The 13,743-nt window shown below is 37.6% G+C and carries 8 protein-coding genes and 1 pseudogene; all 9 read left to right on the top strand.

The features are described 5' to 3' along the window. Positions 1-138 precede the first annotated feature (138 nt). The 9 genes and pseudogenes from HT719_RS06140 (at position 139) to HT719_RS06100 (ending at position 13,657) form a co-directional block, all read left to right on the top strand. Positions 139-3,750 (top strand): trypsin-like peptidase domain-containing protein, encoded by a 3,612-nt coding sequence (locus HT719_RS06140; RefSeq protein ID WP_172928568.1) that lies wholly within the window; start codon positions 139-141, stop codon positions 3,748-3,750. Between the two features lie 288 nt (positions 3,751-4,038). Further along, a pseudogene (locus tag HT719_RS06135) lies at positions 4,039-5,013 on the top strand (Rpn family recombination-promoting nuclease/putative transposase). A 1,289-nt stretch (positions 5,014-6,302) separates the two neighbouring features. Then, entirely contained in the window at positions 6,303-6,755 is a 453-nt protein-coding gene (locus HT719_RS06130) for a YhcH/YjgK/YiaL family protein (protein WP_172928566.1), read from the top strand. Positions 6,756-6,773: 18 nt separating this feature from the next. Next, positions 6,774-8,111: a sugar ABC transporter substrate-binding protein gene (locus HT719_RS06125; protein WP_119919381.1), complete on the top strand. Its 1,338-nt coding sequence runs from the start codon at positions 6,774-6,776 to the stop codon at positions 8,109-8,111. Positions 8,112-8,189: 78 nt separating this feature from the next. Beyond that, on the top strand, positions 8,190-9,074 hold the full coding sequence (locus HT719_RS06120) for a sugar ABC transporter permease (protein ID WP_000237984.1): 885 nt from the start codon (positions 8,190-8,192) through the stop codon (positions 9,072-9,074). Then, entirely contained in the window at positions 9,074-9,907 is an 834-nt protein-coding gene (locus HT719_RS06115) for a carbohydrate ABC transporter permease (RefSeq protein ID WP_000730466.1), read from the top strand. Before HT719_RS06120 ends, HT719_RS06115 begins: the two co-directional genes overlap by 1 nt. A 231-nt stretch (positions 9,908-10,138) precedes the next feature. Beyond that, a complete protein-coding gene (locus tag HT719_RS06110) occupies positions 10,139-11,242 on the top strand; it encodes a Gfo/Idh/MocA family oxidoreductase (protein ID WP_172928565.1) in 1,104 nt (367 codons plus the stop codon). A gap of 179 nt (positions 11,243-11,421) precedes the next feature. After that, positions 11,422-12,120, top strand: a complete 699-nt coding sequence (locus HT719_RS06105) for an N-acetylmannosamine-6-phosphate 2-epimerase (protein WP_172928564.1) — start codon at positions 11,422-11,424, stop codon at positions 12,118-12,120. Positions 12,121-12,139: 19 nt separating this feature from the next. After that, positions 12,140-13,657, top strand: a complete 1,518-nt coding sequence (locus tag HT719_RS06100; RefSeq protein ID WP_044012217.1) for a PTS transporter subunit EIIC — start codon at positions 12,140-12,142, stop codon at positions 13,655-13,657. The last annotated feature ends 86 nt before the right edge of the window (positions 13,658-13,743 follow it).

Raw genomic sequence — 13,743 nt, 5'->3', positions numbered from 1 at the left:
GTAACATATACATACGGCACGACAAGGCTGACATGGTTTGAAGAGTATGGAACAATCATAACTTATTTGAAGATTTTAAAAGATTGTAAGCTATTATATCTGGATAAATAAGTATTAGAAACTAAAGTGAGGAAAAAGATGTTTTTATATTTAAAGGGTTTAGGAAAATTTCGTAAGTCAAAAGCTTATGGATTGGTGGGATGTCTGGCATTGGTGAGTATGATTGGATTGTCGATTCCTGATTTACCAGTTGTTGGAGGAAGAACAGTGTATGCTGACGTCATTCAAGGTGGCGATGATATAAAAGATGTGAGCGTTCATGAGAAGTCCGCTGAGGGTGTTGCTATGACTTATACCACTTATGATAGTGGTACGAGTGGAAAACAAACCGCGTCTGGCAGTGGTGTCTTTGTAGCGCCGAATGTCATGGTAACCGTAGCTCATAATTACTATGATAAAAACCAAGAAAACAAGTCCGCGGTCTTGCGTGGTGGGGAGTCTGCTCGTAGTTATGTTGTGATGAACTCAGAGACGGAAAAGAACAATAAAGTACCTACTTCTGGTGTATCAGAAGCTCTTGAAAAAGACTCTATTCACTTATATAACGGCAACGACTTTGGTAAAGACTATAGCAACGACTTAGCAGTAGTGGTAACTAAAAAGCCTGTAGAAGCTATGACGGGTGGTGAGGACTCTCCAAGAGAGTTGAGCCATAAAGAGGTTTCTACTGGTGATAAAATCACTATGGTAGGTTATCCCAATGATTTTTCGACTCCGAATTTAAGTGAAGAAAACAAGAAGAGGTTGAAAGATGGTAAGGCTTATTCAGTCTCAACAACTGTAAGCAGTGTCAATAAAGAGAGCGGTGCAGTCACTTATCATTCCTCAGCTTTGGGAGGTTTTTCAGGTGCTCCTTTGTTTAATGATAAGGGAGAGGTAGTCGGTATCCACCAGCACGGAACAAATACTTCAAACGCTCCTGAGAGTGAGCGTATTGGCGGTGGTACTATCTTTACGGAAAAGCACAGAACTTGGATTCGTTCTATGATTGATAAATATGGTATAAAGGGTTGGTATATAGATGGTGTAAACCGTTACTACTATGATGAAAATCATATAGCTTTAAAAGATGTAGAGTCTGAGATTGACGGCGCTTTGTATCGTTTTGATGAAAAAGGTCGAGCTACTTTAGTAAAAGGTGAAGAAAAAGGTCGAGTAGTATTACGTGTAGAAGATACTAAAGGCAATCCTTTGATTTCAGATAAGGTTGTTCAGGAAGGTCCTGTTGGAAGTGGTTTAGAGTTTCATTTGAGACAAAACCCTGATTTTAAGCAGTTGGTAGCAAGTTCTCCTAAAGCCAAAGTGGTTTCTTACAATGGAGTGTCTATAAACAAGTTGGCTAATGATACAAGTTGGTCTGATGAATATATCAGTAAGTTAGCTTTAGGTAATACCATTATAAAAGCTGTTGTTGACTCAGTAAATCCTTCATCTACTTCGTCTTCTGATTTCGCAAGAACGGAGGTTGGTAAGGTTGACTTGAGTGGCAAATCGAACTTACCTGTGCCTAGTAAAGAGGTGTTACAAGCTCCGAATGGTTCAGAAAATTTTTATGCTACAACGCATATTCAAACGCCAGATGGGTCAGGGTCTGGTACCTTAATTGCACAAAATCTAGTATTAACAGTCGCTCATAATTTTTTAACAGTTAAAGGTTCTGAGGTCGTTACGAAATCTGGTCGTACCAATACAGTGTATAAAGCAACCTTACCGAATGGTCAGTCTGTGCATTTTTCAGATGATGATATTGTTTATTGGAATAAAAAAGATTCCGTATTTGGATTTAAAAATGACTTAGCCTTGGTTCGACTAAAAGAAGATTTCAAAGCGGTAACTCCTGTAGAGGTTGTAAAACAATCTTCGAAAGTTGCAGAGGGGGATTCAGTTTCGGTCTATGGTTTTCCAGATAACAAGCTAAGTCCAGTTTTAGATAGCAAAGTAGTAGATACTACTGATTTCGGTTCAGGTATTGAGGGTATCAGCTATGAAGGCACAAAACCCGGAGCGTCTGGTGGTGGTCTTTATAATGACAAAGGTACTTTAATTGGAGTTCACCAAAATGGTGTTGTAGGAAGCCGCAGTGGTGGTTTGGTTTTATCAAAAGAGCAACTGGATTGGGTTCGTTCTTATATTGAAGGTAAACCAAAAGAGCCTGTCTATGTAAGAGATGAAGTTTTGGTGGATGAGAAGGATAAGTATAAACTTCCTTCAACTCCAAAAGACGAAAAACAAAGTACACCTAAAATAGAGTCTGATAAAGATAAAGTAGAACCTCCTCTCAAACCGCAAAAGGAGCCGGAAACAGAGGTTATTACCACTTACGAAGGTGATAGTACCCTTGAGGTTGGAAAAGAGCGTACAGAGGATACTAAGGGTGAAAAAGAAGGTGTTCCACTTATTTACCGAGTAGTGTATAAAGGTACTAAGCCGAAAGTAGAAAAAGAATCGATTGCTTTTGATACTCTTTACCAAGGAGATGAAACAAAAGAGCTTGGTTTCCGTTCAGTTGTAGAGGGTAAAGGAGGGGTGGTTACTCGAACTACTACTTATCAAGTAGATAAGTATACAGGAGCGGTATCTTCTCAAGTTTCTGAGAAGAAAATAGCTCCTCAATCCAAGGTGATTACTTTAGGTATTAAACCCAACAGTGTCATAAAAGAACTTCCGATTACAGAGCGTTTTGAGGACTCTGAAGAGTTAGAGAAAGGGAAAACGGAGGTTGTTTCGGAGGGGTATGTAGGTAAAGAAGTTACTAAGGTGACTTATAAGGTCTTAGCTGATGGAAAGATTGTTGAAAATTCTCGTACAGTCGAGGTTACACCTATGAGAGAACGTGTGGTTCTTAAGGGTGTGAAGGAAGTGGTGTCATCGACGGAAGAAAACTCAAGTAATCTCAAAGAGGAAGTGGTATCTCCAGATAAAGTAGAGTTTCTAGTTCCAAAAGATGCGCCGATCAGAGAAGAACTGCCTGCGTCTAGTGAGGAATTTTCAGAGTCAGAGGTTTTAGTATCGGGAGAAAAAATACCAGGAGACCTTGGGAAGTCTATAGTATCTTCAAAAGAACTAGTCCCTGAAAGAGTGGAAGTTCCAGACTTTGTGGCTAAAGTTACAGGTGGAGAAAAATTGACAGTAGAAGGGCACCGAGATGAGAGAAAAATAAAGACTCCATCAAAACAGGAAAGATTATCTAGCCCAGAAACCACTGCTCAATTCACAACGAACGGGACAGGTTCGTCATCGTTAACAGCTGTTTTTGGCGTTGAAGCGGATAACATGTCACTTTCTACTGTTGAACATTCTGTTATTACATATAATCAACAAAGAGGATGGCATAAGATAAATAATCAGTGGTATTTTAGAAATTCCGATGGGAAAGAACGGACAGGCTGGATGAAAGAAAATGATGCATGGTATTATTTTGATGCGAATGGAATCATGCAAACCGGTTGGATACAGGATACAGACGGTAATTGGTATTATCTCAAGGATAATGGCATGATGGAGGTAGGCTGGTTCCAAGATTCAAGTGGCGCGTGGTACTACTTAGGATCATCTGGTTCCATGGAATCCAATACATGGATTTATTATAAAGGAAAGTGGTACTATATCGATGCTTTTGGGAAACTACTTTTCAATTCGCTAACACCAGACGGCTATAGAGTGAACGAGTACGGGGAATGGATCAACTGATTTTGCTTTATGACCTATTGATGAGCAAGCGAGTAGTATAAAAAACATTAGAATTAATAGTCTAGGAAGTGGTAAGAGTTCTCTAAAACGGCTGATTTTGTAATCTTTTTTGTAAAATAGAGTCTTTAATAAATAATATGAGCAAGATTTATCTCTTTACAAGTGATTAGGATTAATAATTTTTAACTTTCTCGCTCCTTTTGTCTTTCTTTTCCGAATAAATAGGTAGTAGCAGTGAATCTAGTAAACCTAGATTTAAAAATGTGCTATAATGAAAGGAGAGGAAATATGATTCTAAGACATCCGGGCATTAGCCCGACCAATGATTTGGTTGCTAAGAAAATTTTCAGCAATCCAGAAATCACTTGTCAATTTATCCGCGATATGCTGGATTTACCAGCAAAAAATGTGACCATTTTGGAGGGAAGCAATATTCATGTCTTGCCTTCCATGCCCTATTCGGCGCAAGATTTCTATACCAGTATAGATGTTTTGGCGGAGTTGGATAATGGTACGCAAGTTATCATCGAAATTCAGGTTCATCATCAGAATTTTTTCATCAATCGTTTATGGGCTTACTTGTGCAGTCAGGTCAATCAAAATCTTGAAAAAATTCGTCAACGAGAAGGTGATACTCATCAGAGTTATAAACACATCTCACCAGTATACGCTATCGCAATTGTGGATAGTAACTAGTTCTCAGATGACTTGGCTTTTCATAGTTTTAGCATGCGAGAGGATTCGACAGGTGAGGTTTTAACAATTACAAACAATGGACAGGAAAACCATCTAGTCAAGATGGCGTTCTTGGAATTAAGAAAATACAGAGAAACCAGCAAAGATAGCATTCGCAAACCGTGGTTGGAGTTTTTTGGGAATAAACCCTTTACCCAGCAGCCCGAGCGAGCCATCAGCCAAGCAGACCAACTGCTGGACTACAAGAGCTGGTCCGAGGAGGACAGGAGAATGTTTAGTGAACAACGCAGGCGTGAAGAACAAGCCTTATTAGCACAGGACTATGCTTTGGAGCAAGCTGAGGAAAAAGGTTTAGAGAGAGGTCTTGAACGTGGTCGCGCAGAGGGGATTGAACAAGGCATCGAAAAAGGTATTGAACAAGGACTTGAACGTGGGAAAGTTGAAGGAAGTTTGTCTATGCTACTAAATCTAGTCCACCAAGGACTTCTGACTTCCGAGGTTGCCAGTCAGCAGTTGGGCATGACCGTTGCTGAGTTTGAAGTATTATTGAAAGACCATCATAAATAAGAATGTTGAATCTCAAATTCAAGTTAGGCAGAGAGAAGAAATTTTCAGAGAGATTTGCGATCCAACTATTTTTTAGGACAATCATTGCTTCACCTCTCGATGAAGGCAACTTTTTTAGAAGTCGTTTTTTTAGGTAAGAGGATTGACTTTAGGAAATCATCTACGAGTCAGTTTTTTTAAGTCCTCATATAGAGACTCTAGGCATAAAATCTTAAAAATTACAAACACGCATAGTATCAGGTAATTAAAAAAACTTGATATTATGCGTTTTATAGTGCATTGAATCTACATTAGTACACTATAGTTGATTGAAAACAGAATAGTATACCGCAGCTTCTAAATCCTTGTTATAAATTTGATTTGACTTTCCTAATCGATTTATTCTCATCTTATTTCAATCTGCTATATTTACTTCACTTTCTCCTAAAATTGAGTTTTTTCCACTTTCCACTTTCTTCTGTTTCTTATCTTGTCCACTCGAAACAAGTATTGTAAGAATTTGATTATTTTTGAAAGTACTTTTAATATATTTGATATAGTTAAAAAAGATTTGAAACTAAATTCCAAATTAGAAAAAGACTTGAAATACTAAAAAAAAAGTATACTCTAATTGGAAACGGTAACAAAACTAATTTAGAGAATGAAATATAGAGTATTTCTCTCTTAAAAGTTTTTGGTGAAACGAGATGTAGAAAGGAGATTTAGCCAAAGAGTCTACTAGTGCTAGAATAATAGATTAGAATTATTTTAGAAAAACTAATACTCAATGAAAATCAAAGAGCAAACTAGGAAACTAGCCGCAGGCTGTACTTGAGTACGACAAGGCGACGTTGACGCAGTTTGAATTTGATTTTCGAAGAGTATAAGTGAGCAGCTTATAAATTCAATTTCCCAAATAGATTCATACTAGTATCTTTTGCAAAAAATAAAGGGCGGACTTCCTTCATGAATATCAATTTCATCTATAAGGAAGGTAGCTCATTGAACTAACTTATTTATTCTGTTTGTCGCTAGAAAAATCAGACCTCCTTGTGAAGATTGAGGAGATACTGAATGAAAATCAAAGAAGAAACTAGCAAGCTAGCAGTAGATTGCCCAAAACACCGCTTTGAGGTTGTAGATAAGACTGACCTATATAATCCAAGGTGAAGCGACTGTGGTTTGAAGAGATTTTCAAAGAGTATAGGTTAGAGAGTGTAGTGTTTTTATGTCCTTCTAGTAGAAAATGCTAGACAGAAGAATGGGGAACTTGGATAGGAAAAATAGATTGAGAAAGGAGGTTAGAAGAGATGATTATTACAAAAATTAGCCGTTTAGGAACTTATGTGGGAGTAAATCCACATTTTGCAACATTAATAGATTTTCTAGAAAAAACAGGACTAGAAAATTTAACAGAAGGTTCGATTGCTATCGATGGTGATCGATTGTTTGGGAATTGCTTTACTTATCTAGCAGACGGTCAAGCAGGAGCCTTCTTTGAAACTCACCAAAAATATTTGGATATTCATTTAGTTTTGGAAAACGAAGAAGCCATGGCTGTTACGTCGCCGAAAAATGTAAGCGTTACCCAAGAGTATGATGAAGAGAAGGATATTGAATTATACACAGGGAAAGTGGAACAGTTGGTTCATTTGAGAGCTGGCGAATGCCTCATCACTTTTCCAGAAGATTTACATCAATCCAAGGTTCGTATAAATGATGAACCTGTGAAAAAAATTGTCTTTAAAGTTGCGATTTCTTAATGTAGAAAGGGAAGAACGATGAAAAAAATGAGAAAGTTTTTATGTCTAGCTGGAGTTGCGCTAGCAGCCGTTGCCTTGGTAGCTTGTTCAGGAAAGAAAGAAAGTACAACTAGTACTGAACCACCAACAGAATTATCTGGTGAAATTACAATGTGGCACTCCTTTACTCAAGGACCACGTTTAGAAAGTATTCAAAAATCAGCAGATGCTTTCATGCAAAAGCATCCAAAAACGAAAATCAAGATTGAAACATTCTCTTGGAATGACTTCTATACTAAATGGACTACAGGTTTAGCAAATGGGAATGTGCCAGATATCAGTACAGCTCTTCCTAACCAAGTAATGGAAATGGTCAACTCAGATGCTTTGGTTCCGCTAAATGATTCTATCAAGCGTATTGGACAAGATAAATTTAACGAAACTGCCTTAAATGAAGCAAAAATCGGAGATGATTACTACTCTGTTCCTCTTTATTCACATGCACAAGTCATGTGGGTTAGAACAGATTTGTTAAAAGAGTATAATATTGAGGTTCCTAAAACTTGGAATCAACTCTATGAAGCTTCTAAAAAATTGAAAGAAGCTGGAGTTTATGGCTTGTCTGTTCCGTTTGGAACAAATGACTTAATGGCAACACGTTTCTTGAACTTCTACGTACGTAGTGGTGGTGGAAGTCTCTTGACAAAAGATCTTAAAGCGGATTTGACAAGTCAACTTGCTCAAGATGGTATTAAATACTGGGTTAAAATGTATAAAGAAATTTCACCTCAAGATTCTTTGAACTTTAATGTCCTTCAACAAGCTACCTTGTTCTATCAAGGAAAAACAGCATTTGACTTTAACTCTGGCTTCCATATTGGAGGAATCAATGCCAACAGTCCTCAATTGATTGATTCGATTGATGCTTATCCTATTCCAAAAATCAAAGAATCTGATAAAGACCAAGGAATTGAAACCTCAAACATTCCAATGGTTGTTTGGAAAAATTCAAAACACCCAGAAGTTGCTAAAGCATTCTTAGAATCACTTTATAATGAAGAAGACTACGTTAAATTCCTTGATTCAACTCCAGTAGGTATGTTGCCAACTATTAAGGGGATTAGCGATTCTGCAGCCTATAAAGAAAATGAAACTCGTAAGAAATTTAAACATGCTGAAGAAGTGATTACTGAAGCTGTTAAAAAAGGTACTGCTATTGGTTATGAAAATGGACCAAGTGTACAAGCTGGTATGTTGACTAACCAACACATTATTGAACAAATGTTCCAAGATATCATTACAAATGGAACAGATCCTATGAAAGCTGCAAAAGAAGCAGAAAAACAATTAAACGATTTATTTGAGGCTGTTCAGTAGATGTAAAAGACTAGAAAATAGGTGGGCTAGTGAGCTGAAAAGCCCTAGCCCAATCTTGTAAAAGAAGGGAGAAGGAGAATGGTTAAAGAACGTAATTTAACTCGCTGGATATTTGTTTTGCCAGCTATGATTATCGTAGGATTACTCTTTGTTTATCCGTTTTTCTCGAGTATTTTTTATAGCTTTACCAATAAGCATTTGATTATGCCCAATTATAAATTTGTTGGTTTAGCTAACTATAAAGCTGTGCTATCAGATCCCAACTTCTTTAATGCGTTCTTTAATTCAATTAAGTGGACCATTTTCTCATTAGTTGGTCAAGTTTTAGTAGGGTTTGTATTGGCTTTAGCTCTTCATAGAGTACGCCACTTTAAGAAATTATATAGGACCTTATTGATTGTTCCTTGGGCATTTCCTACAATCGTTATTGCCTTCTCTTGGCAATGGATTCTAAACGGGGTTTATGGCTATTTACCTAATCTAATCGTAAAATTAGGTTTAATGGAACATACACCTGCATTTTTGACAGATAGTACATGGGCATTCCTATGTTTGGTGTTTATCAACATTTGGTTTGGAGCGCCGATGATTATGGTTAATGTGCTTTCAGCTTTGCAAACAGTACCAGAAGAACAATTTGAGGCTGCTAAGATAGATGGTGCTTCAAGTTGGCAGGTGTTCAAGTTTATCGTCTTTCCACATATTAAAGTAGTTGTAGGGCTTCTAGTTGTTTTGAGAACTGTATGGATCTTTAATAACTTTGACATTATCTACCTTATTACGGGTGGTGGACCGGCTAATGCTACAACGACGCTTCCAATTTTTGCTTACAATCTAGGTTGGGGAACTAAATTGTTGGGTCGTGCTTCAGCAGTTACAGTGTTGCTCTTTATCTTCTTGATGGCGATTTGCTTTATCTACTTTGCTATCATCAGTAAGTGGGAAAAGGAGGGTAGAAAATAATGAAGAAGAAATCCAGTATTTATTTAGATATTCTCTCACATGCACTCTTGATTGGTGCGACTATTGTTGCAATTTTCCCATTGGTATGGATTATCATATCGTCTGTCAAGGGGAAAGGGGAATTGACTCAGTATCCAACACGATTTTGGCCTGAACAGTTTACATTAGATTATTTTATACATGTTATCAACGATTTGCACTTTATTGATAACATTCGAAATAGTTTAATCATTGCCTTAGCTACAACCCTTATTGCGATTATTATTTCTGCTATGGCAGCCTACGGTATTGTTCGATTCTTCCCTAAATTGGGAGCAATCATGTCGAGACTACTCGTCATTACCTATATTTTCCCACCAATTTTGTTAGCAATTCCCTATTCAATTGCCATTGCTAAAGTTGGGTTAACAAATAGTTTATTTGGCTTGATGATGGTTTATCTATCTTTTAGTGTTCCATATGCAGTTTGGCTCTTAGTTGGATTTTTCCAAACAGTTCCAATTGGAATTGAAGAAGCAGCTCGAATTGATGGTGCAAATAAATTTGTAACGTTTTATAAAGTTGTGCTACCGATTGTAGCACCAGGTATTGTAGCAACAGCTATTTATACATTTATCAATGCTTGGAATGAATTCCTGTATGCCTTGATTTTGATTAACAATACAGGAAAGATGACAGTAGCAGTAGCCCTTCGTTCACTTAATGGTTCAGAAATACTAGACTGGGGAGATATGATGGCAGCGTCTGTTATTGTAGTTCTTCCATCAATTATTTTCTTCTCTATCATCCAAAATAAGATTGCAAGTGGATTATCAGAAGGATCTGTGAAGTAATACTCAATGAAAATCAAAGAGCAAACTAGCCGCAGGCTGCTCAAAGTACAGCTTTGAGGTTGCAAATAAAACTGACGAAGTCAGCTCAGAACACGTTTTTGAGGTTGTAGATGAAGCTGACGAAGTCAGTAACCATACGCACAGTAAGGCGACGTTGACTCGGTTTGAAGAGATTTTTGAAGAGTATAAGTTAAAATTAGAAAGTTTATTCAATAATAAAGGAGAAAAAACATGGTTAAATACGGTGTTGTTGGAACAGGGTATTTTGGAGCTGAGTTAGCTCGCTATATGCAAAAGAATGATGGAGCAGAGATTACTCTTCTCTATGATCCAGATAATGCAGAGGCAATTGCAGAAGAATTGGGAGCGAAAGTAGCAAGTTCCTTAGATGAGTTGGTTTCTAGCGATGAAGTAGATTGTGTTATCGTCGCAACTCCAAATAATCTTCATAAGGAACCAGTTATTAAGGCTGCACAACATGGTAAAAATGTTTTCTGTGAAAAACCAATTGCGCTTTCTTATCAAGATTGTCGCGAGATGGTCGATGCATGTAAAGAAAACAATGTAACCTTTATGGCAGGACATATTATGAATTTCTTTAATGGTGTTCATCATGCAAAAGAACTCATTAATCAAGGAGTTATCGGAGACGTTCTATATTGTCACACTACTCGTAATGGTTGGGAAGAACAACAACCGTCCGTATCATGGAAAAAAATTCGTGAAAAATCAGGTGGTCACTTGTATCACCACATCCATGAGTTGGATTGTGTTCAATTCCTTATGGGTGGCATGCCTGAAACTGTAACTATGACAGGTGGAAATGTAGCCCATGAAGGTGAACATTTCGGTGATGAAGATGATATGATTTTTGTCAATATGGAATTTTCTAGTAAGCGTTTTGCCTTGTTAGAATGGGGTTCAGCTTATCGTTGGGGTGAACATTATATCTTAATCCAAGGAACCAAAGGTGCCATTCGCTTAGACTTATTCAACTGTAAAGGAACTCTTAAGCTAGATGGACAAGAAAGTTATTTCTTGATTCACGAATCGCAAGAAGAAGATGATGATCGGACTCGTATCTATCATAGTACAGAGATGGATGGAGCAATTGCTTATGGTAAACCAGGTAAACGTACTCCATTATGGCTATCATCTGTCATTGATAAAGAAATGCGCTATCTGCATGAGATTATGCAAGGAGCTCCAGTATCAGAAGAATTTGCAAAACTTTTGACAGGTGAAGCTGCCCTAGAAGCAATTGCTACTGCAGATGCTTGTACCCAGTCTATGTTTGAAGATCGCAAAGTAAAATTGTCAGAAATTGTAAACTAAATTTTGGTATTCTCCTATTATAGGTCGACTTGCTCCTCTGAAAGTACTTTTAGAGGAGCTGTTTGACTTGGCTAGTTTTTGAAACTGAAATCTATTATACTACAAACTCTTGAAAGCGTTTTAATTTTAAGGTATAATAATCTCATAGAAATAAAGAAAAAAGAAAGGGAGGAAAGAAGATGCCACAGATTAGTAAAGAAGCCTTGATTGAACAAATCAAAGATGGAATCATCGTTTCTTGTCAGGCTCTTCCTCATGAACCGCTTTATACAGAAGCGGGAGGGGTGATTCCCTTGCTGGTCAAAGCGGCTGAGCAAGGTGGAGCAGTCGGTATCCGAGCCAATAGTGTTCGCGATATCAAGGAAATTAAGGAAGTCACCAAACTTCCGATTATTGGGATAATCAAACGAGATTATCCGCCACAAGAACCCTTCATCACGGCTACTATGAAAGAAGTTGATGAATTGGCAGAACTGGACATCGAGGTGATTGCTCTGGATTGTACCAAGCGTGAACGCTACGATGGTTTGGAAATTCAAGAGTTCATTCGTCAGGTCAAGGAGAAATATCCTAACCAGCTCTTGATGGCGGACACCAGTACTTTTGAAGAAGGATTGGCAGCGGTCGAAGCAGGAATTGACTTTATCGGAACAACCTTATCAGGCTACACATCCTACAGTCCAAAAGTGGATGGTCCAGATTTTGAACTCATCAAAAAACTCTGTGATGCCGGTGTAGATGTCATTGCAGAAGGAAAAATTCATACACCAGAACAAGCCAAACAAATCCTTGAATACGGAGTGCGAGGCATCGTTGTTGGTGGCGCTATTACTAGACCAAAAGAGATTACAGAACGCTTCGTTGCTGGTCTTAAATAAGATGTGAGGGGGGAGTTTTATATTTAAAGTTTTACAAAAAGTTGGAAAAGCTTTTATGTTACCTATAGCTATACTTCCTGCAGCAGGTCTACTTTTGGGGATTGGTGGTGCACTTTCAAACCCAACCACGATAGCAACTTATCCAATACTAGACAATAGTATTTTTCAATCGATATTCCAAGTAATGAGCTCTGCAGGAGAGGTTGTATTCAGTAACTTGTCACTACTTCTCTGTGTGGGATTATGTATTGGCTTAGCGAAACGAGATAAAGGAACCGCTGCGTTAGCAGGAGTAACTGGTTACTTAGTTATGACTGCAACGATCAAAGCTCTGGTAAAACTTTTTATGGCAGAAGGATCTGCAATTGATACTGGAGTTATTGGAGCATTAGTTGTCGGAATAGTTGCCGTATATTTGCACAACCGATATAGCAATATTCAATTACCTTCCGCTTTAGGATTCTTTGGAGGTTCACGCTTCGTTCCTATTGTTACATCGTTCTCTTCTATCTTAATTGGCTTTGTCTTCTTTGTTATTTGGCCACCTTTCCAACAACTTCTTGTTTCTACAGGTGGATATATTTCTCAGGCAGGTCCAATTGGAACTTTTCTATATGGATTTTTAATGAGACTTTCTGGAGCAGTAGGCTTACATCATATGATTTATCCTATGTTTTGGTATACTGAACTTGGTGGTGTTGAAACTGTTGCAGGACAAACAGTGGTTGGGGCTCAAAAAATATTTTTTGCTCAATTAGCCGATCCGGCTCATTCTGGATTATTTACAGAAGGAACAAGGTTTTTTGCAGGTCGTTTCTCAACAATGATGTTCGGTTTACCGGCTGCCTGTTTAGCGATGTACCATAGTGTTCCTAAGAATCGTCGTAAAAAATACGCGGGTTTGTTTTTTGGAGTTGCTTTAACATCTTTTATTACCGGTATTACAGAACCAATTGAATTTATGTTTCTATTCGTCAGTCCGGTTCTATATGTTGTTCACGCATTCCTTGATGGTGTCAGCTTCTTTATTGCAGACATCTTAAATATTTCAATAGGAAACACATTTTCAGGAGGTGTAATCGATTTCACTTTATTTGGAATTTTGCAGGGGAACGCTAAGACGAATTGGGTTCTTCAGATTCCATTTGGACTTATTTGGAGTGTTTTGTATTATATTATTTTTAGATGGTTCATTACTCAATTCAACGTTCTAACGCCAGGAAGAGGAGAAGAAGTAGATTCTAAAGAAATTTCTGAATCCGCAGATTCAACTTCAAATACTGCGGATCATTTAAAACAGGATAGCCTACAAATTATCAGAGCCTTGGGTGGATCAAATAATATAGAAGATGTAGATGCTTGTGTGACACGTTTACGTGTAGCTGTAAAAGAAGTTAATCAAGTTGATAAAGCACTTTTAAAACAAATTGGTGCAGTTGATGTCTTAGAAGTGAAGGGTGGCATTCAAGCAATCTATGGAGCAAAAGCAATCTTATATAAAAATAGTATTAATGAAATTTTAGGTGTAGATGATTAAGTACTTACTGACTTAATAAAAAATAGAGGAGAGTGATTGATGAGTAGGAAAAAATGAAAACGTATATAAATGCAAAGAACTCATTA

It is taken from the genome of Streptococcus sp. k-378 (genome assembly GCF_013277505.1).
In the GTDB taxonomy this organism is placed as follows: Bacteria; Bacillota; Bacilli; order Lactobacillales; family Streptococcaceae; genus Streptococcus; species Streptococcus pseudopneumoniae.
The sequence above is the reverse complement of the archived record's forward strand: the minus strand, read 5'-3'. Positions and strand labels throughout refer to the sequence as shown.